The organism is Enterobacter cloacae complex sp. 382A5 (assembly GCF_050031095.1).
Lineage (GTDB): Bacteria > Pseudomonadota > Gammaproteobacteria > Enterobacterales > Enterobacteriaceae > Enterobacter > Enterobacter cloacae.
This window is the reverse complement of sequence record NZ_JBLGVK010000001.1, coordinates 4117379-4136651: the sequence shown is the minus strand read 5'-3', so window position 1 is coordinate 4136651 and position 19273 is coordinate 4117379. Positions and strand designations below refer to the sequence as shown.

At 52.4% G+C, this 19273-nt stretch carries 17 protein-coding genes and 1 other RNA gene; 6 read left to right on the top strand and 12 right to left on the bottom strand.

Annotated features, from left to right (window positions below):
* Positions 1-38: 38 nt before the first annotated feature.
* Positions 39-1076, top strand: coding sequence for a permease (locus tag ACQG2G_RS19495; RefSeq protein ID WP_050859754.1), 1038 nt, complete (start codon positions 39-41; stop codon positions 1074-1076).
* A gap of 49 nt (positions 1077-1125) precedes the next feature.
* On the opposite strand, the gene dolP is transcribed toward ACQG2G_RS19495, so the two are convergent.
* Genes dolP through ACQG2G_RS19475 form a run of 4 tightly spaced genes read right to left on the bottom strand, consistent with a single transcriptional unit; the run spans position 1126 to position 4835 of the window.
* Positions 1126-1701 (bottom strand): division/outer membrane stress-associated lipid-binding lipoprotein, encoded by a 576-nt coding sequence (gene dolP / locus ACQG2G_RS19490; RefSeq protein ID WP_013098899.1) that lies wholly within the window; start codon positions 1699-1701, stop codon positions 1126-1128.
* Between the two features lie 9 nt (positions 1702-1710).
* On the bottom strand, positions 1711-2301 hold the full coding sequence (gene diaA / locus ACQG2G_RS19485; protein WP_003861754.1) for a DnaA initiator-associating protein DiaA: 591 nt from the start codon (positions 2299-2301) through the stop codon (positions 1711-1713).
* A gap of 21 nt (positions 2302-2322) precedes the next feature.
* Positions 2323-2718, bottom strand: coding sequence for a YraN family protein (locus tag ACQG2G_RS19480; RefSeq protein ID WP_061771401.1), 396 nt, complete (start codon positions 2716-2718; stop codon positions 2323-2325).
* Complete coding sequence (locus ACQG2G_RS19475) at positions 2676-4835, bottom strand: penicillin-binding protein activator (RefSeq protein ID WP_040021951.1); 2160 nt, start codon at positions 4833-4835, stop codon at positions 2676-2678. Before ACQG2G_RS19475 ends, ACQG2G_RS19480 begins: the two co-directional genes overlap by 43 nt.
* A gap of 62 nt (positions 4836-4897) precedes the next feature.
* Here ACQG2G_RS19475 and rsmI point away from each other — a divergent pair, with 62 nt between their 5' ends.
* Entirely contained in the window at positions 4898-5761 is an 864-nt protein-coding gene (gene rsmI, locus ACQG2G_RS19470) for a 16S rRNA (cytidine(1402)-2'-O)-methyltransferase (protein WP_013098896.1), read from the top strand.
* Positions 5762-5882: 121 nt separating this feature from the next.
* Here the strand turns inward: rsmI and ACQG2G_RS19465 are convergent, their stop codons facing one another.
* The 8 genes from ACQG2G_RS19465 to garD form a co-directional block, all read right to left on the bottom strand.
* The gene (locus tag ACQG2G_RS19465) at positions 5883-6656 is read right to left on the bottom strand and encodes a DeoR/GlpR family DNA-binding transcription regulator (RefSeq protein WP_061771402.1); all 774 of its coding nucleotides are present in this window, start codon (positions 6654-6656) and stop codon (positions 5883-5885) included.
* A 110-nt stretch (positions 6657-6766) separates the two neighbouring features.
* Complete coding sequence (gatD, locus tag ACQG2G_RS19460; protein WP_020687327.1) at positions 6767-7810, bottom strand: galactitol-1-phosphate 5-dehydrogenase; 1044 nt, start codon at positions 7808-7810, stop codon at positions 6767-6769.
* A gap of 42 nt (positions 7811-7852) precedes the next feature.
* Positions 7853-9226, bottom strand: coding sequence for a galactitol-specific PTS transporter subunit IIC (locus ACQG2G_RS19455; RefSeq protein WP_020687326.1), 1374 nt, complete (start codon positions 9224-9226; stop codon positions 7853-7855).
* A 4-nt stretch (positions 9227-9230) separates the two neighbouring features.
* Positions 9231-9515 (bottom strand): PTS galactitol transporter subunit IIB, encoded by a 285-nt coding sequence (gene gatB, locus ACQG2G_RS19450; protein ID WP_058651412.1) that lies wholly within the window; start codon positions 9513-9515, stop codon positions 9231-9233.
* Positions 9516-9542: 27 nt separating this feature from the next.
* Complete coding sequence (gene gatA, locus ACQG2G_RS19445; RefSeq protein WP_020687324.1) at positions 9543-10010, bottom strand: PTS galactitol transporter subunit IIA; 468 nt, start codon at positions 10008-10010, stop codon at positions 9543-9545.
* Positions 10011-10024: 14 nt separating this feature from the next.
* Positions 10025-11296, bottom strand: a complete 1272-nt coding sequence (gene gatZ, locus ACQG2G_RS19440) for a tagatose-bisphosphate aldolase subunit GatZ (RefSeq protein WP_061771563.1) — start codon at positions 11294-11296, stop codon at positions 10025-10027.
* Positions 11297-11316: 20 nt separating this feature from the next.
* A complete protein-coding gene (locus tag ACQG2G_RS19435) occupies positions 11317-12171 on the bottom strand; it encodes a tagatose bisphosphate family class II aldolase (RefSeq protein WP_061771564.1) in 855 nt (284 codons plus the stop codon).
* A gap of 177 nt (positions 12172-12348) precedes the next feature.
* Positions 12349-13920 carry a galactarate dehydratase gene (gene garD, locus ACQG2G_RS19430; RefSeq protein ID WP_061771565.1) on the bottom strand — a complete coding sequence of 524 codons (1572 nt, stop codon included), beginning with the start codon at positions 13918-13920 and terminating at the stop codon, positions 12349-12351.
* A gap of 352 nt (positions 13921-14272) precedes the next feature.
* On the opposite strand from garD, the gene garL reads away from it, so the two are divergent.
* The 4 genes from garL (at position 14273) to ACQG2G_RS19410 (ending at position 19033) form a co-directional block, all read left to right on the top strand.
* Positions 14273-15043 (top strand): 2-dehydro-3-deoxyglucarate aldolase, encoded by a 771-nt coding sequence (gene garL, locus ACQG2G_RS19425; protein ID WP_061771566.1) that lies wholly within the window; start codon positions 14273-14275, stop codon positions 15041-15043.
* Positions 15044-15064: 21 nt separating this feature from the next.
* Positions 15065-15955: a 2-hydroxy-3-oxopropionate reductase gene (gene garR, locus ACQG2G_RS19420; RefSeq protein WP_013098882.1), complete on the top strand. Its 891-nt coding sequence runs from the start codon at positions 15065-15067 to the stop codon at positions 15953-15955.
* A gap of 59 nt (positions 15956-16014) precedes the next feature.
* An RNA gene (gene rnpB / locus ACQG2G_RS19415) (RNase P RNA component class A) lies at positions 16015-16393 on the top strand.
* A gap of 459 nt (positions 16394-16852) precedes the next feature.
* Positions 16853-19033, top strand: coding sequence for an AAA family ATPase (locus ACQG2G_RS19410; protein ID WP_061772083.1), 2181 nt, complete (start codon positions 16853-16855; stop codon positions 19031-19033).
* Positions 19034-19273 lie beyond the last annotated feature (240 nt).

Below are 19273 nucleotides of genomic sequence, written 5' to 3'. Positions count from 1 at the left end.
CCCCCCGGCTAATTAAATAACACTCTCCGGGGAATGCTATGACTGGTCAGTCTTCATCTCAGGCGGCAACACCTGTCCAATGGTGGAAGCCCGCGCTCTTCTTTCTCGTGGTCATTATCGGCCTCTGGTATGTGAAATGGCAGCCGTACTACGGTAAAGCCTTCACTGCCGCCGAAACGCACAGCATCGGTAAATCTATTCTCGCTCAGGCTGATTCCAGCCCGCTTCGCGCGGCGTGGGATTATGCCATGGTCTATTTCCTTGCCGTCTGGAAAGCCGCCGTATTAGGCGTCATTCTGGGCTCGTTGATTCAGGTGCTTATCCCGCGTCACTGGCTGGTGAAAACCCTGGGGCAGCCACGCTTTCAGGGCACCCTGCTGGGGACCATTTTCTCCCTGCCGGGCATGATGTGTTCGTGCTGTGCCGCGCCTGTCGCCGCCGGTATGCGCCGTCAGCGAGTCTCTATGGGCGGTGCGCTGGCGTTCTGGATGGGCAACCCGCTGTTAAACCCGGCAACGCTGGTGTTTATGGGCTTTGTGCTGGGTTGGCATTTCGCCTTTATCCGCCTGGTGGCCGGTCTGCTGACGGTGCTGGTGGTGGCAACGCTGGTGCAGAAATGGGTGAAAGATAACGCCGTTGAACCGGCCGCCATTGAGCTTGATGTCAGCGAGCCACAGGGAAGCTTCTTTGCGCGCTGGGGGAATGCACTGTGGCAGCTTTTCTGGAGCACCATTCCTGTGTATATCCTGGCGGTGCTGGTGCTCGGGGCCGCACGCGTCTGGCTATTCCCGCATGCCGACGGCGCCATCGACAATACCCTGATGTGGGTCATTGCGATGGCCGTTGCCGGTTGTCTGTTTGTGATCCCAACGGCGGCTGAAATTCCGATTGTTCAGACCATGATGTTGGCCGGCATGGGCACCGCACCGGCACTGGCGTTGCTCATTACCTTGCCTGCCATCAGCCTGCCGTCGCTTATCATGCTGCGTAAGTCATTCCCGGCGAAAGCGCTGTGGCTCACCGCAGGGCTGGTGGCGTTGAGTGGGGTGATTGTGGGGAGTATTGCGCTTCTGTGAAAAAAGCCCGGTGGCGCGAGCACGCACCGGGCTTACAGTCAGGTGGGAATTACTTAATGTAGGTAAATGCGGTGGTGACGTGTTTCACGCCGCTCACCCGGCTGGCGATATCGGCCGCCGCTTTCCCTTCACGGTCGGTAACCAGACCCAGCAGGAACACTTCGCCGTTTTCGGTCGTCACTTTCACGTTGGATGATTTCACCTGGTCTGAACCCAGCAGCTGGGAACGGACTTTGGTGGTGATCCACGTGTCATTGGAGGCGGTACCAAGGCTGATTGGCTGCCCCTGACGGACTTCGTTGAAGACTTCCGCAGTGCCCTCTACGCCCATCGCGATCTGTTTCGCGCGGCTGGAGAGTTCGCTATTTGGCGCCTGGCCTGTCAGCAGCACTTTGCCCTGGTAAGCCGTCACGTTGATCCGCGCTTCTTTCTTGATTTGTTCGTCTTTCGACAGCGCACTGTTAACGCGCAGCTCCAGAGTACCGTCATCTACCTGGGTGCCAACGGTGCGCGGATCGGTCGCTGCTTTGGTGCCGACGGCAGCGGTACCCACAACAGCCGCAGCGATACATCCCTGCAGCAGTAATGCAGACATAAGGACTGCGAGGGTCGATAAAGCCTTCATGAGAACTCCTTAATCATCCTGGTGAGGGAAAAGCGTGTTATCGATCAAATCACATAAGCAGTTCACCGTGAGCATATGCATCTCCTGAATGCGTGCGCTACGGTGAGACGGAATGCGGATTTCCACATCCTGCGGCCCCAGCAGGCCCGCCAGCTCGCCCCCGTCATAGCCGGTTAAGGCAACGATAGTCATATCGCGGGTAACGGCGGCTTCGACGGCTTTGACAATGTCACGGCTATTGCCGCGCGTGGAGATGGCCAGCAGCACATCGCCCGCATGGCCCAGGGCACGCACCTGCTTAGCGTAAATCTCGTCATGCAGACGATCGTTAGCAATCGCTGTTAAGACCACATTATCGGTATTAAGTGCAATGGCAGGTAAACTGGGGCGTTCTGTTTCAAAACGATTGATCATACTGGCAGCAAAATGCTGTGCGTTGGCAGCGGACGTGCCATTGCCACAACAGAGGATTTTGTTGCCATTGAGCAGGGACTGCACCAGCGTCATGGCGGCGCGAGAGATTGCGTCAGGGAGGGCTTCTGCCGCGGCAATCTGAGTCTGAATGCTTTCTGTGAAGCACACTTTAATTCTTTCGAGCACGTTATCCCTTTTAAATCTTAATTATGCGTCTTCGCCAAAAGCGTTTTTCAGCCATTCGATCTCGTTTCCGGTGAAGGCTAACACATCGAACCGGCAATCCACAGTATCAAAACTCCCATTATGGCGGGCAAGCCACAAGTGGGCAGTCTGTAATAATTTATGTTGTTTGGTGGGCGTCACGCTGGCGGCAGCACCGCCAAAACGGGAAGACTGTCGGTAGCGTACTTCCACAAACACAATGACCTGACCCTCTTTCATGATCAGATCGATTTCGCCGCCACGTCCGCGAACGTTAGCGGCGATAAAGCGCAGTCCTTTGCTCTCAAGCCAGCGACGCGCTTTTAATTCCCAGGCGTCGCCGGTCTCTTTACGGCTTAACTGGCCGGGACGATTTGTCCCTGCTGGTATTTGAGCCATGATAACTTCCTGTTAATCACGCAATCCTGAGTGGCCGTCAGATCGCCGGTATTGCCGTTTAGCTCAAAGCCCGGCACCTGACGCATTTGGGTAAAGTGGTTCGCCAGCGTCCAGGCATCGACGCCCATCGCGTACAGACGCGCCAGCGAGTAGTCGTTACGGACTGCGCTCAGCGCCTGCTGCATCAGGGCCGGATTGCTGCCCGCCAGCATCGGAATTTCGCTGTATTGCAGGCCGTCCATCTCCAGGCGGAAATCCGGGCCTGCGGTGCCTTGTGCGCTGCGAGAGCTGGCGTAGAGCGTGGCGCCGCTCTGGCTGCCGTTACGCATGGCGATCATCGGCTTGATGAAGGCAATCTCTTGCGGCGTAGCGACAATATAGGCCGCATCCACTTTACCGCCACCGCTAATCTGCGCGTCGGTAGGTGGGGCAGGGATGGTCAGACCGCCAATCGTCACGCTCTGCTGCTGTGGCAGGCTTGCACTCACCGGGCTGCCGTTAAGCGCAATACCCGCGCCGCCGTTAACGCCCGCGCGCAGTTCAGAGACGGAGCCGAATTTCTGCTGCAGCACGATGCCGCCGCCCAGCTTCTGCCACTCTTCGGCAAAGGCGTTGGCGACGCGATCGCCCAGCGTACTGCGAGGGATCAGCAGCAGCGGAGACTGTTTCCCTTGCTCGTGAATATGACGCGCCGCATCGCGGGCTTCATCTTCCGGAGAGAGGGCGAAATAGCAGATATTGGCGCGGTTCTGAACCTGTTCAGGCTGGTTGAGCGCCAGCACGTTCAGCGCAGTGTTGCTCTTCATCAACTCTTCGACGTTGTTTTTCAGCAGCGGACCCACAACGATGCTGGCACCGTCCTGTTGCACCTGCGCCAGAACCTGATCGAGCGGCTGAGAACTGGTGTCGTAGATTTTCAGCTCAGCGGCCGGGTTAGCGCTGGTGGTAGCTACGGCCTGTGGCTGGGCGGCAGGCTGAGCGGCAGGTTGTGCTGCGGGCTCAGTGGTCTGCGGTTGAGGTTGCTCCTCTGTCGCAGGCTCCGTCGCCGGTGCGGATTGTGTCTCTACCGGAGTCGCAGGCGCGGGTGCTGAGGCCGCAGGTGTAGTCGGTGCCGTCACCGGGTTCTGCATCGTCCCCTGCGGCGGCGTTTGTGCTGTGGTCAGGTCGCTGGTTTCCGCGGCGGAAGGGCTGACAACGTCGTTCACGTTTGCCGCCTGAGCTGCCTGCGCCGGAACTGCACTGCCGGTCACTGGCGTGGTACCGTTCTTCGCCGCTTCAAAACCTTGTTGAATGGTGCGGCCAAATACCGCCGCCTGGCCGTTTAACGGCAGAAGCAGGGCGATTTTGCTGGTGGAGGCAGGCTTAAAGTTCTGCACGTTCACCAGCTGTGTCGGCAGCATTTTCGCGCCCGGGTTTTGTGGGTAGCGCGTTTGCCAGTCGGTAATACCGGCTTTCAGCATGTTTGGATCGCTGCGGTTGTTAAACCACATCTGTTGCAGATCCAGCCACCCCTGCAACACGTTTTCATCAGCATTGATGACCAGCGCCTGCGCCTGTTCCTGGGTCATTGAGGCGAGCGCCTGCCAGGTGGCATCGATATTTTTCTGCTTGTCCGCACCGCCGAGCAGCGGCTCCTGGGCGATCAGCGCCCGCAGCAGCGTCAGGGAAGGACGTCCCTGCTCAGCGGTAATCCCCGCCTGCCAGAAACGGGCCTGCTGATTTTTATCCAGTGCGCTTACGTCGATGTCGCCAAGGATCTTTTTCGCGGCGGCATAATCTTTCAGCGCGACTTTCAGCTCGGCAGAGAGCAGGCTCTGCTCAAGACGCTGGGCATCGTTAAGCTCGTGCGGAAGCTGGTTGAACAGTTCGGCGGCCTGCTGGGTTTTGCCCTCTTTCAGCAGTGCACGAATGGCGAGTAATTGCCAGTTGATCCTGGTATCATTTGAGCTTTGCGACATTTGTTGCAGATAAAAGCCAGAATCAGCCTGAGCGGATCCCTGCAGATGGGCCGTGCTCTGGTCAGGTGCCTGGGTGCCACAGCCTGCAAAGATCAGGGCTGCCAGCAGAAGCGGCACGCTGCGCGTGGCTTTTTTTCGAAGAAACGTTAACGGTACCATACTGTATCCAGTGATTTTTTTTACGCAATGCTCAATATTAAATCGGCAATACGGACGAAACAATGAAACAACACGAAACGGCAGAGAATTCTCAAGGCCAGCTTTATATTGTACCTACTCCTATCGGGAATTTGTCTGATATTACCCAACGTGCGCTGACCGTATTGCAAGCTGTTGATTTAATTGCTGCTGAAGATACCCGGCATACCGGTTTATTGCTGCAACACTTTGCGATTAACGCTCGTCTCTTCGCCCTGCACGATCATAATGAGCAGCAAAAAGCAGAAACGCTGGTGGCGAAGCTCAAAGAGGGGCAGAACATTGCGCTCGTCTCTGACGCCGGTACGCCGCTGATTAACGACCCGGGCTACCATCTGGTGCGTACCTGCCGTGAAGCCGGGATCCGGGTGGTCCCTCTGCCAGGACCGTGTGCTGCGATTGCTGCGTTGAGCGCAGCGGGCCTGCCGTCCGATCGTTTCTGCTATGAAGGTTTCCTGCCCGCCAAATCCAAAGGCCGCCGTGACGTGTTAAAAGAGCTGGAAGCTGAACCGCGTACGCTGATTTTCTACGAATCCACTCATCGCCTGCTGGAAAGCCTGGAAGATATGGTGACCGTCTGGGGAGAGAGCCGCTACGTGGTGCTGGCGCGCGAGCTGACCAAAACCTGGGAAACCATTCACGGCGCGCCGGTCGGCGAACTGCTGGCGTGGGTAAAAGAGGACGAAAACCGTCGCAAGGGTGAGATGGTGCTGATTGTCGAAGGGCATAAAGCGGAGGAGGACGCACTGCCTGCCGATGCGCTGCGTACTCTGGCACTGCTACAGGCTGAATTGCCGCTTAAGAAAGCGGCAGCACTGGCGGCAGAAATTCACGGCGTGAAGAAGAATGCGCTCTATAAATATGCGCTGGAGCAGCAGGGGGAGTAAGTCATACTTCGCCTGTTTTTGCCGGGCGTCGCTGCGCTTGCCCGGCCTACAAAATCCAGAGTGTCGGAATAAATGTCGGAAAAGAAAATTGCGCAGGCCAACCGGCGATCTGCGTCTTTCGCTAAACCGTAATGATCTCAGTGCCCGTTTTGCTCAGCAAGTCTTTATCGTGTTTTCCGATCCCATCATCCGTAATCACACAGTCAATCTTCTCCATCGGCAGCACCTGATTGAACCCGCGACGATTAAACTTGCTGGCATCCAGTACGGCAATCACTTTATGGGCGGCTGCGGCCATCACGCTGCTGATGGAGTAGCCTTCATTGAAGGTGGTGATACCGTTTGTGGCATCAATGCCGTCAGCCCCAACAAACATTAAATCCGCGCTAATACCTGCAAGCGAACGCTCGGCAATGGTTCCGTGCATGGAGTGCGTTTTATGGCGTACCGTGCCGCCGCAAACCACCAGCGTAATATCTTTATTTTCCGAAAGAGCAAACGCAGCGGGCAAGCTGTTGGTGATAACGGTAATATTGGCTTTCCTCACCAGCGCTTCGGCTATCAGCATAGTGGTACTGCCGCTGTCTAAAATAACCGTCATCCCTTCTTCGATCAGGGCGGCGGCGGCCTGAGCAATACGTTTTTTCGGATCGCTTGCCAGCTGGTAGCGTTCCTCCAGTACGACTTCCTGATTCTCACTTTCAGCCAGGTTACTGCCCGGCTTTGCGGCGCCCCCATGGAAGCGCGTGACCAGCCCTTTTTCTTCCAGCAGACGCAGGTCGTTTCGAATGGTCACTTCAGAGATGCCAAACAGATTTGATAGATCCTGCACCATCACGCTGCCCTGAGCGTTGACGAGGTCAACGATTTTGTTCCTTCGCTCAAATGAGTTCATATTGAATTGCCTGATAATTAATTGTCCCTATTCTAATCGAAGGTATGCGAAAGGTGTAAGGCAATATTCGAAAGTAAATGTGAGCCAGCTCAGGTTGCTGGCTCGAGGGATTAGGCGAAACGCAGCATAATTTTGCCCTGCATCGGTGCGCCGTTCAGAGCCTGCACGGCCTGGGCGAAGCTCTCACTGTCGCCGGTATGGGCAATGAGTGGCTCCAGTTGCAGTTTTTTCCCGGTGAGCAGGCGGACTGCCGTTTCCCACTCTTCCCCTGGCCATGGTGCTGAGTAGTTCATCCAACTACCCAGAAGCGTCAGCTCCTTACGCAATATTTTGCCAAAGGTTGCGGCAGGTAAATTCAGGTCATGATGTAATGTACCGACCAGCGCCACCTGGGCGTGAGGACCGGCAATATCAATGGCAAGCGAGACAGTTTGTGGTGTTCCAGCGGTTTCCAGCACGAGTTGATCAAACCGGTTGTCCTTCAGCGCGTTGAGAATGTCATCGGTGCTCAGGGTCCGGCTGTTGAACACCTGGGTCGCGCCCAAGGTTGTCGCCAGGGCGAGTTTATCGTCGTTGATATCAATTGCAGTCACGCTCTTTGCCCCCAGTGCCAGCGCGCACTGCATCGCCAGCAGACCGATCGTCCCTGCACCGACGATAATGACATTTTTATCTTTGCAGCCCGAAGCCAGATGGAACGCGTGCAGCCCTACGGTGATAGGCTCGATAAATGCCCCGTCTTCGATCGCCATCTCTGCTGGCAGGCGGAACAGGTTCGCGCGCTTCACGACAATATATTCTGCATTGCCACCGTCACTGCGTGAGCCGACAAACTGGTACTTATTACACAGCGAGTAGTAGCCTTTTTCACACTCCGGGCAGGAAAAACAGGGCAGGAGTGGAATGCAGGCTACAGGATCTCCGGCCTGGAGATCCTTTATATCTGCACCACAGGCTTCGACGTGTCCGCTAAATTCGTGGCCCAGGGTGATCGGGTAGTAGTGCGCCCCTTTGGCAAAAATACGCGGGATGTCTGAGCCGCATAATCCTGAGCAAACGATGCGTACCAGAACATCATCCGCATCCTGTATTTGAGGGACCGGGCGTTCTTCAACGCGCACGTTGCCCTCAGCGTGAATTACCACTGATTTCATGATTCACTCCAGAAAAAGAAGGGGAGCATGGCTCCCCGGATATTAAGATACCGTCTGGCTTTGCGGGTTATCGGCGTTTTTCTCCGCCGCCGTAAACGCCCGGGCACGTCGCCAGGTGAGCAGTACGCCAGTAAAATAGATCGCACCAATCACGATGAATCCCACCACGTTTTGCCAGGTAAAGAGCTGAATGAGCAGCCAGGTGATCGGCGAACCGCCCTGATCCATGGATGCCACAAGCCCACCTGCTTTTAACGCCCCCGCGTTCTGTGCAAGCAGGGTGTGCAGGCCGATGGTCTGTGTGGCGATCCACAATGTGATACCCATTATGATGACGCCGGAGATGAGAGTACGGAACAGATTACCCTGATGAACCGCGACCGCCATTGCCACGAAGAAGCCGATAGTCGCAAGGTCGCCGAAAGGCAGCACCTGGTTACCCGGCACCAGTACCGCAATCAGAATTGTTAATGGGATGAAAATGAGACTGGCGGAGACCACTGACGTATGGCCCAGCAGCAGCGCGGGATCAAGACCAATTAAGAATTCCTGACCACCAAATTTGGCCTGCAGGCGTTTGCGGGCGTGTTTAGCAATTGGCGTCAGGCCGTCCATAATCGGCTTGATGACACGCGGCATCAGCAGCATCACCGCAGCGGTTTTCACCGCCAGTTGCAGAACGGATTTCGCGTCGTATCCTGCCAGCATGCCGATGACCAGCCCCATGACAAAACCGACGGTGACGGGCTCGCCAAACGGACCAAAGCGTTTCTGTACATCGTCGGCGCTAAAGTGGATCTGCTTCAGACCTGGAATGTGGTTGATAATCGTATCGACCAGCACCGCGACAGGACCGAGATACGCCGACGAGCCGTGAGGAATGGCAATTCCCTCCAGACCGAAGAAGTCTCGCGTGTCTTTGGCAAACCAGTCCCCCAGCTTGTAGACAAAGGCCGCGTGAACCACCACGCCAAGGATCCCCAGCCAGTAAGAGCCAGTGGCCAGGTGCAGCATTGCCCCGGTGAATGTCATATGCCAGATGTTCCAGATATCCACATTCACTACACGGGTCATACGGGTGACCAGCATGATGACATTGACCCCAATGGCTACCGGGATCGCCACCAGTGCGATTTGGGAAGCCCAGGTCATGGGGGAAGAACCTGGCCAGCCGATGTCCACCACGTGCAGGTTAATCTGGAATTGTTCCGCCATCGCTTTGGCTGCAGGGCCAATGGAGTCGAGCATCAGGCCAATGACCAGCCCAATTCCCACGAAGCCGATGCCGATATGCAGGCCGGACTTGAAGCAATCGCCCAGTTTCATCCCCAGAAGTTTAGAGAAGATAATAATGACGATGGGCAGCATGACGGTGGGACCGAGGTCGAGGATATACCGCATGATTTCGGTAAACATGATCTTACCCCTCGAGGATAGTAAGGATTTTTTGTTGCAGGGCTTCGATACCGACGCCTGATACAAACGGCATCCCATGAACTACCGGAATGTCACCAAAAGATCTGTCGACTTTTGCCGTGGTGCAGATCAGGTCTGCACCGTCCATATAGGTTTCAATTTCGGTCACCCGACACTGAACCAGATCCAGCGTTATGTTGTGGGCTTCACACAGTTCTTTGATCTCTTCAGCCGCCATGGTTGAGGTGGCTACGGCACCACCACAGGCAACAATAACTTTACGTTTCATAGGGTACTCCTTTTTATTATCAGTATGTTATGAAGCCTGTGCACAGGAGGCAGGCTCAAGGATAGTCTCCCGGAATTGCTCGGCCAGGCGATCGGCTGGCGTAGCCAGCAACATGTCCAGCGTGTCCGGGTTTTGTAGCTCGCTGAAAAGACGGCGCAGCAGTTTTATTTGCGCCGTAGGGTTTTCAACAATTAACGCGATAATGAGTGAAACCGCGACCTCTCCATCATCATCTGCCTGCTGAAAATTCACCGGTTTGTCCGGGCGAATCAGGTAAATCGCAGGGCTTTTGGCATGTACCGCTTCACAATGCGGGATCGCAACCGCATGGCGTTCGAGGGTAATGCCGGTGGGGTAGTTGAGCTCCCTTTCGAGAAGTGCGGCTGGGTAAGTGGCATGCACAACCCCTTTCGCCAGCATCTCCTCGCCAATATGTGCCAGCGCAAGCTGGCTATTTTCAAACTCAATTCCGGTACGGACAAAAACGTGACTCATAGACTCTCCGGGCATCAGACGTATTCAGGGGTACAGCCAAATCGATAGGCGCGTAATACATCCTGTATTTTGTCGATGATGAGATTTTGCGGTGTTGCAACGATCTCATTCATCGACAATCGTTCGAACTGAACGGGCATAAACTGGCTGATCAGCCCAAGTGGCAGTGGGGTGTTACTCAGGTTGGCGAGTAATTTCTCCACACCCTGACGGATACGCGGATGCGGCCAGTAGTAGCGAATGCGGTCAGACAAGCTGAAATGAATATCCACCATCGCCTGGCTCCAGGTCGGGCGGTAGTACTTTTTCCAGTAGTCCGGCTCGTTCAGCATCACCTCGTCGATCACCGCCAGCACGTGGCTGCGCTGCTCAGGAGCGATAAGTTCTTTCTCCATTTGCGCAAGGGCAAAGATGGCTTCACGCAGGGCAAAAGTGAGCGCCGGGCCAACTTTCAGAATCGCGAAGTGATCGCGTACCAGGGCGCGATAGGCCTGGCGGGTCTGGTAATCGGTCGAATGCGCCTCGTAGACCATCGGTGTCTGGCGGATCCAGCCGGAAAGCGCCTCTGCCGCATGGGGCTGATAGTGAATAATTTGGGTATGGTCGAACTCCACGCCTGGTTGCACCACGATAGCAATCACGCGCGTCATGGCGTCTTCCAGACCGAGCTCGCTAAAGGCTGCGCGATGGGTGTCCAGCGTCTGTGCAGCATCTTCGACACGGGTAACATGCACGCTGTTAATACTGCTGGTTTCTCCACCTGGTACGGGAACTTCAGTACCAATGACGTAGGTCAGTGCCGCCTTTTGTTCCTCCGTAGCCGTCTCTTCAGCTGCTTTACACAGCCGCGCAGCGCGCTGTGCTACCACCACTGGCGCTAGCGGGATGGCGTCGTCGGCGCAGGACATGGATGCGTCCAGATGGATCTTGGTAAATCCGGCAGCGACATAGGCTTTGATCAGCTCAACGGATTTATCCATCGCGGCTTCCGCCGGTTCGTTTTGCCAGCAGTTAGGCCCCAGGTGATCCCCTCCAAGAATCAGGCGCTCTCGTGGAAAACCAACGTGTTTGGCAATGTTCAATACAAAATCGCGAAAATGGGCAGGAGTCATGCCGGTATAGCCACCAAACTGATTCACCTGATTCGAAGTGGCCTCAATCAGCACTTTATTGTTGGTGTTCAAATCAAACCGCAGTGCAGCTTCGATGACCAGCGGGTGAGCTGAACAGACAGAACAAATACCGAGGTGTTCTCCCGCCTTATGGCGAGCAATAATATCTTTCACAATTCCTCCGGGTCAGGACGTTAGAGTTTTCCTTCACAACCACAATCGATAATCACCTTGCGTACCACCTCTTGCATGGCACTTTTGGCTGGTACCATGTAATGACGCGGATCGCTGGCATCGGGATGTGAAGCGAGATAGGTTTTCAGCGCGTTTGAGAAGGCGATTTTGAGTTCTGTGGCGACATTGACTTTGCAGATCCCGAGGCTAATTGCCTTACGGATATCTTCTGTCGACAATCCTGAGGCACCGTGCAGTACCAGCGGAATATCAACCTGATTACGGATCTCTGCCAGGCGCTCGAAATCGAGCTTTGGCGTGGCTTTGTACAGACCGTGCGCAGTGCCGATGGCAACAGCCAGCGAGTCGATACCCGTGAGTTCAACAAACTCACGCGCCTGTTGTGGGTTGGTGTAAAGCGCATCTTTACTGTCGACGACCAGGTCATCTTCCTGACCACCCAAACGCCCAAGTTCGGCCTCCACGCTAACGTCGTAGCGGTGGCAGTAGTCCGTCACTCTCTTTACCAGCGCCACATTTTCACTGAACGGATGATGAGATCCGTCGATCATTGCAGAGCGGATCCCGCTCTGTACTTTCTGCGCGATATCGTCGAAATCTTCGTGATGATCGAGGTGGATCGCCAGTGGCTGGTTGTACGTTTTGGCCAGATCGCTGGCGATGGCGACCACGTTCCCGGTTCCGGCATAGCTAAACGTACCGGGCGTACCCGCGACGATCAGGGGAGCTCGCATCTCAGAGGCCGTTTCGACGACCACCTGCAGCGTTTCGAGATTATGAATATTGAATGCCGGAACAGCGTAACCTTCACGCTGTGCCTTTATCAGCATCGCTTTCGACGAGATGATATACATCTTTCCTCCGAAACCTTTCGTTTTGTATATGCGAAAGACAATATAGGGTTTCGGAATGTTTTTTTGTGATTGGTATCTTAAAAATGAAAGAATCGAAATGAAAGGTAAGAATGCGAAAGAATCGAAAGCAAAAAAAAGCATGGCCGAAGCCATGCTATGGGAGGTTTTACAGTAAACTCACGTCACCGGTGCCGGGTTAAACACCGCCAGCTGATTATGCAGCCCCCACTGGTCCGAGAAGGTTTTCTTCCTGCCGCTCGCCACATCCAGAATAAAGTGGAACAGCTTCCAGCCTACCTCTTCTATGCTCTCTTCCCCGGTGGCGATGGTGCCTGCGTTAATGTCCATTAAGTCATACCAGCGGTTAGCCAGCTCAGTGCGGGTGGCCATTTTAATCACAGGCACCGCCATCAGGCCGTACGGCGTACCGCGTCCGGTGGTAAAGACCTGCACCGTAATGCCGGAAGCCACCTGCTGGGTGCCGCAAACAAAGTCACTGGCCGGGGTTGCCGCGTAGATCAGGCCGCGTTTCGTTGGACGCTGGCCCGGCGAGAGGACTTCTACAATGGCACTTTGACCGGATTTGGCGATAGAGCCGAGCGCTTTTTCCACCACGTTCGCCAGGCCCCCTTTTTTGTTCCCCGGAGAGGGGTTGGCGCTGCGGTCGGTTTTTCCCATATTGAGGTAGTTATCATACCAGGCCATCTCTTCGAGCAGGCGTTTGCCCACCTCTTCGTTGATGGCGCGCGGCGTGAGTAGATGGATGGCATCTCGCACTTCTGTCACTTCAGAGAACATCACCGTGGCCCCGCAGCGAACAAACAGGTCGGAGGCATAACCCACCGCCGGGTTGGCGGTCACGCCGGAAAACGCATCGCTGCCGCCACATTGTGTACCAATCACCAGCTCGGAAGCCGGGCAGGTCTCACGTTGACGCGTATTGAGTTTAGCCAGATGACGCTCTGCAACCTGAAGGATATCGTCAACCATCGAACGGAAACCAACGTGGTGTTCGTCCTGCAGACGTACAATGCTGGCCTCATCGGCCGGAATGGCTTTTAGATCCTCGGTGCCCTGCAGCAGGCGCTCAGGCTGTAGCTTTTCACAACCCAGGCCTATCACCATCACTTCGCCACCAAAGTTCGGGTTCAGGGCGATATTGTGGATAGTTCGGATTGGCACCACGGCAGCAGGGGCATTGATCGCCACGCCGCAGCCGTAAAGGTGATTCAGCCCCACCACGCCATCAACGTTCGGGTACTTTGGCAGCAGATCGCGCTCGATGAGTTTCACCACATAATCCACCACGCCTGCCACACAGTGAACGCTGGTGGTAATGCCGAGCAGATTCTTGGTTCCAACGCTGCCGTCTGCGTTGCGATAGCCTTCAAAGGTGTACCCTTCCAGCGGTGGCAGCGGCTCCGGGACGCGGGTCGCCAGCGGCAGGGTGTTCAACGGTGGGGCTTCTGGCAGCTCAACCAGAGACTCATCAATCCAGCTGCCTTGCGGAATGGCACGGACGGCATAGCCAATGACTTCACCATAACGCACGATTTCACCCTGAGCCGGGATATCCACCAGCGCCACTTTATGCCCCTGCGGAATATGTTCAATCAGCTCCAGGCCATCCGGGAAGCGGGTTCCGGCTTTTAAGCCATTGTCGTTCACAATAATTGCCACATTATCCGTGTCGTGAACTTTTATATAGAACGCCGTCGGCAACGCTTGTCGAATTTCAATGTCGGCCATTGTTCAATATTCTCCAGCAAAGAATCTGATAATAAATACAGCCAATTTTCTTATGGCAAAAATAAAAACGCAGCTTGCGAAAATAGAGCATGTCAGGAGACAGAGCGTGAGAATGTGATCGCGATCGCTCCCGAACCAGTAATGGCTGATTCTGTGCATCAGCGCCCAGTGGTTTGTGCATATGCTCAAAATATTATTGAAACAGAGCGTAACACTTGAGCATTAAAACAATGTGCTGCCGGAAAGTGGCGATTATACTGAATGACGATTTTATCACGCCGAAATAGAGAATAAATATAACGCTGGTAATAAATATACTGACCAGGGCTGCGGAATTAAAAAGGTAAATACGATGAATAACGCTATCTTCCCAAATAAATTTAAAGCGGCGCTTGCGGCGCACCAGATTCAGATTGGATGCTGGTCCGCACTGGCAAACCCAATCAGTACCGAAGTGCTGGGTCTGGCGGGGTTCGACTGGCTGGTGCTTGATGGCGAGCATGCGCCGAACGATATCAGCACCTTTATTCCGCAGTTGATGGCGCTCAAAGGCAGCCAGAGCGCGCCGGTGGTCCGCGTCCCCACGAACGAGCCGGTGATCATCAAGCGCCTGCTGGATATCGGCTTCTACAACTTCCTGATCCCGTTTGTCGAAACGCAGGAGGAGGCGGCACAGGCCGTGGCGTCAACACGCTATCCGCCGGAAGGGATCCGCGGCGTCTCCGTTTCGCATCGCGCCAACATGTTTGGCACCGTACCGGACTACTTTGCGCAGTCCAACAGCAACATCACCATTCTGGTACAGATTGAGAGTCAGCAGGGTGTCGATAGCGTGGATACCATCGCCGCCACCGAGGGCGTGGACGGCATTTTCGTCGGCCCAAGCGATCTGGCGGCCGCGTTTGGGCACCTGGGCAATGCGGGTCACCCGGATGTGCAGCGCGCCATTCAGCACATCTTTGCCCGCGCCAAAGCGCACGGCAAACCGTGTGGCATTCTGGCGCCGGTTGAAGCAGACGCACGCCGCTATCTGGAGTGGGGCGCGACCTTCGTTGCCGTCGGCAGCGACCTCGGCGTATTCCGTTCTGCGACGCAGAAATTAGCGGACGCTTTTAAAAAATAACCATCTTGAGGAAAACAGATTATGACGCTGAAAGTGGGTTTTATTGGCCTCGGCATTATGGGCAAACCAATGAGTAAAAACCTCATCAAAGCAGGATACTCCCTGGTGGTTTCAGACCATAATTCGCAGGCCGTGGCCGAAGTGATGGCGGCTGGCGCAGAAACCGCCACCACAGCCAAAGCCATTGCCGAGCAGTGCGATGTCATTATCACCATGCTGCCAAACTCTCCCCATGTAAAAGAGGTCGCGCTGGGTGAGAACGGCATTATCGACGGCGCGAAGCCGGGCCTGGTGTTGATCGACATGAGCTCCATCGCACCGCTGGCCAGCCGGGAAATCAGCGAGGCGCTGAAAGCGAAAGGCGTCGAGATGCTCGATGCCCCGGTGAGCGGCGGTGAACCGAAAGCCATCGACGGCACGTTGTCGGTCATGGTCGGCGGCGATAAGGCGATTTTCGACAAATACTACGATCTGATGAAAGCGATGGCCGGTTCCGTGGTGCACACCGGGGAGATTGGCGCGGGTAACGTAACCAAGCTGGCAAACCAGGTGATTGTGGCGCTGAATATTGCCGCCATGTCGGAGGCGCTCACTCTGGCCACCAAAGCGGGCGTCAACCCGGATCTGGTTTACCAGGCGATCCGCGGTGGGCTGGCGGGTAGCACGGTGCTGGACGCTAAAGCGCCGATGGTGATGGATCGTAACTTCAAACCCGGTTTCCGTATCGACCTGCACATTAAAGATCTGGCTAACGCGCTGGACACTTCTCACGGCGTAGGGGCCCAACTGCCGCTGACCGCCGCCGTCATGGAGATGATGCAGGCGCTACGTGCCGATGGCCTGGGCACCGCTGACCACAGTGCCATTGCGTGCTACTACGAAAAACTGGCGAAGGTGGAAGTCTCCCGCTAATTTCGGCTTCCCTACAACCAAGGGTGACAGCGGCGTGCAAACCCACTATACTGCGCGCCGAAGCTGACCAGACAGTCGCCGCTTCGTCGTCGTCCACCTTCGGGTGGAGACGGGCGGAGGGGAGGAAAGTCCGGGCTCCATAGGGCAGGGTGCCAGGTAACGCCTGGGGGGGAAACCCACGACCAGTGCAACAGAGAGCAAACCGCCGATGGCCCACGCAAGTGGGATCAGGTAAGGGTGAAAGGGTGCGGTAAGAGCGCACCGCGCGGCTGGTAACAGTCCGTGGCACGGTAAACTCCACCCGGAGCAAGGCCAAATAGGGGTTCACATGGTACGGCCCGTACTGAACCCGGGTAGGCTGCTTGAGCCAGTGAGCGATTGCTGGCCTAGATGAATGACTGTCCACGACAGAACCCGGCTTATCGGTCAGCTTCAACTTCTTTAAAAACAATAAGTTGATGTATCTCAGGTAATTAGAAGCATAAATGAGATACATAATGGGATACATCAACGATTGTTACCTACTCCAGTTTGTTAGATAATCAATTTTTCTGTTGCTCGCTTGGTACGGACTACCCACGTCGATGTCAGTTCCTGATCTTCCGACTAACGCCATTCTTCATTCTTTTGCGATTTGGTTCTATCCACAGCGATCAGTTACAGAGAATCATACGAATGATCAAAAAAACTCTCCCAGCGTGACTTTAATACAAATCAATTAATCTTCACATTCTCCCCAAAATTTGATGGAAAGCCTTAGTCCACAGGAAGTATGCTTTGTAGCGGGTAACCTCTCGTGGAAGGTAACAGCCATGTTTCTTCCTAACCTTGAGGTTAATCTCATCAATCTTCTTTAGGGTTCAAAACATAATTTTTGTTACAATGTAGGGACAACAAATGACAAAATTATTTATTAAGTCTGTTAGAAGCTACCATCCTGATATTGATACTGAATTTGATTTTAGTTCTAAGGTCACTTTGATTTATGGACTAAATGGGAGCGGTAAATCTACGATATCTGGATACTTCTTCAATCCAAAAAATCCAGAGTATGAAAAGTGCAGGTTGGCACCAGAGGAGGATGTCCAGTTTCTTGTCTTTAATCAGGATTATATCGATGAAAATTTTCATAATAGTCAAACTCAACCTGGTGTATTCACTCTCAATAATGAAAATGCTGAGATAACAAAAAAAATTGAAGAAAATAAGCAAACGCTAATTAAGAATAATAAGAAGATAGTTCTAAAACAAACTGAGATTCAAGAAAAAAGAGAATCAAAAGAATCTGTTCTCTCTAAAATAATTGATGAGATCTGGAATAGAACGGCAAATATTAGGAAATCGGAAATTAGCGGCCTCGTAAATTGGATGTCAAGAAAACAAAAGTTCTTCGAGGCTATTGATCTTCATGATAAAGTTAAAAGCAATGAATTCACTGAACTGGAGGAACGATATAACTATTTGGAAAGATTTAAAGAGGTAAAGTATACTCCCGTTCCAAAGTTGATTTTACCAATATTATCTGATGAAGAACATCAAATATTAAAATCTCCACTGTTGAGTTCTGGTAATAGCCATCTGTCTAAATTCATTGAGAGGCTCTCTAACTCTGATTGGGTGAGAAATGGTGTACGGTATCTTTCAGAAGATCAATGTCCATTTTGCCAGCAACATTTAGATAGTGAACAGTTAAAAGAAGAGTTAGATAGCATATTTAATGAAACTTATAAAGAAAGTTTGTCGCAAATCGAGGCTCTAAAAGAACGATACTCAGTTTGGAAAAGCAATATAGATAATTACTTAGTGAATTTCGAAGGTCTTGCCGCAATAACAGATGAGAGCCTTTTGGCTAAGAATATAAGTGACATTAGAAATCATTATGATTCTAATGAGAGGCTTATTGTAAAGAAACTTTCGTCGCCATCAAAATCAGTGGATTTGATTAGCGATATTGATGTTGTTGATAACCTTAACAAGCAAGTTAATCATATAAATGAACAAATAGAAGCCCATAACAAAAAGATTGATAATTATGATGATGAACGCAGCATTCTGACGCAAGACCTTCTTTCCCATTTAAAGTTTATTAACGAAACGTCTCTCAATCGTTATCATGAGCAAGAAAAAGAACTGGATGATTTAATTGACAGGCTTAATGATGAAGTTAAAACCATTAACAGTCAAAACGCAAAATTGCAGGAGGAAAACAGGTTAAAAGCAAGTGAAGTTGTTAATATTGAAGAAACTATTAATAAGATAAATGATAGTCTTGTATCTCTTGGTATTACAGGGTTTACCTTGATCAAGCATCAGGATGAATCGGAAACATATAAATTACACCGGGAAGGTCAAAGCAATGCTAATAGTGTTTTCAAATCATTAAGTGAGGGTGAGAAAACAATAATCTCATTTTTATATTTCATAGAGCAATGCAAAGGCCTCAAGAATAAAAATGATATTATCAAAGATAAATTTATCGTCATTGATGATCCAATATCAAGCCTTTCTCATAATTACATATATGAAATATCTTCAATGATTTTCAATGATTTAATATTAAAAGAGATAGCTAAGAAATTTATTGTATTAACACATAGTCTCTTTTTCTTTCAAGAGTTAGTCATAACAGCCAGTTCTGAGAAAAAAATAATAAAAGACTGGGCTTTTTATCGAATAATTAAAGGGGCGCATAGTCAATGCCTCAAGCTCAAGAAAGATGAGCTTCTCAATGAATATCAATCATTGTGGCAAACTCTAAAAGATGCAAAAAATGGCATAGTCAATCCTGTAATTTTACCGAATGTGATGAGAAATATTCTTGAATATTATTTCAGCTTTTCATGTAAAAAGGATCGACTAAAAGAGGTACTAAGGACTCTCGCAGATTCCCATGCAGAACCACGATACAACTCATTTTATCGATTTATAAATAGACATTCACACTCTGATGGTAAAAATATTCAAACGATCGGAGCGATCGACGCTCATGTTTATTTGGAAATGTTTGAAAGAATATTTAAAGATACCGGCGATGATGCACATTTTAATGCGATGATGAGTGATGAGGTGATAGCATAAAATTAATTTATGGATGGTCGAAAAGCTAAATTTCGGCCTTCGCATATCTTAGGTTACCACCGACGGGTGTATCACTTAGCGATTCGGTAACGAGCGTTTGTGCTTGCACACATCTTCCCAGCGACCGAAACGAAAGCGTTTGTATTTGCATACATTAACGACTTTCGGGCCCATGATGGCTCTCCTTTTCTATCCAGTGAGACACTGGTTAGTCCTTGTACCCTGTGTACAAGCACGTAA

What these genes read in the sequence shown, in the direction of transcription:
- ACQG2G_RS19495 (WP_050859754.1), top strand. Translation starts at nt 39, where the DNA reads ATGACTGGTCAGTCTTCATCTCAGGCGGCAACACCTGTCCAATGGTGG.
- dolP (WP_013098899.1), bottom strand. Translation starts at nt 1,701, where the DNA reads ATGAAGGCTTTATCGACCCTCGCAGTCCTTATGTCTGCATTACTGCTG.
- ACQG2G_RS19480 (WP_061771401.1), bottom strand. Translation starts at nt 2,718, where the DNA reads ATGGCTCAAATACCAGCAGGGACAAATCGTCCCGGCCAGTTAAGCCGT.
- ACQG2G_RS19475 (WP_040021951.1), bottom strand. Translation starts at nt 4,835, where the DNA reads ATGGTACCGTTAACGTTTCTTCGAAAAAAAGCCACGCGCAGCGTGCCG.
- rsmI (WP_013098896.1), top strand. Translation starts at nt 4,898, where the DNA reads ATGAAACAACACGAAACGGCAGAGAATTCTCAAGGCCAGCTTTATATT.
- ACQG2G_RS19465 (WP_061771402.1), bottom strand. Translation starts at nt 6,656, where the DNA reads ATGAACTCATTTGAGCGAAGGAACAAAATCGTTGACCTCGTCAACGCT.
- gatD (WP_020687327.1), bottom strand. Translation starts at nt 7,810, where the DNA reads ATGAAATCAGTGGTAATTCACGCTGAGGGCAACGTGCGCGTTGAAGAA.
- ACQG2G_RS19455 (WP_020687326.1), bottom strand. Translation starts at nt 9,226, where the DNA reads ATGTTTACCGAAATCATGCGGTATATCCTCGACCTCGGTCCCACCGTC.
- gatB (WP_058651412.1), bottom strand. Translation starts at nt 9,515, where the DNA reads ATGAAACGTAAAGTTATTGTTGCCTGTGGTGGTGCCGTAGCCACCTCA.
- gatA (WP_020687324.1), bottom strand. Translation starts at nt 10,010, where the DNA reads ATGAGTCACGTTTTTGTCCGTACCGGAATTGAGTTTGAAAATAGCCAG.
- ACQG2G_RS19435 (WP_061771564.1), bottom strand. Translation starts at nt 12,171, where the DNA reads ATGTATATCATCTCGTCGAAAGCGATGCTGATAAAGGCACAGCGTGAA.
- garD (WP_061771565.1), bottom strand. Translation starts at nt 13,920, where the DNA reads ATGGCCGACATTGAAATTCGACAAGCGTTGCCGACGGCGTTCTATATA.
- garL (WP_061771566.1), top strand. Translation starts at nt 14,273, where the DNA reads ATGAATAACGCTATCTTCCCAAATAAATTTAAAGCGGCGCTTGCGGCG.
- garR (WP_013098882.1), top strand. Translation starts at nt 15,065, where the DNA reads ATGACGCTGAAAGTGGGTTTTATTGGCCTCGGCATTATGGGCAAACCA.
- ACQG2G_RS19410 (WP_061772083.1), top strand. Translation starts at nt 16,853, where the DNA reads ATGACAAAATTATTTATTAAGTCTGTTAGAAGCTACCATCCTGATATT.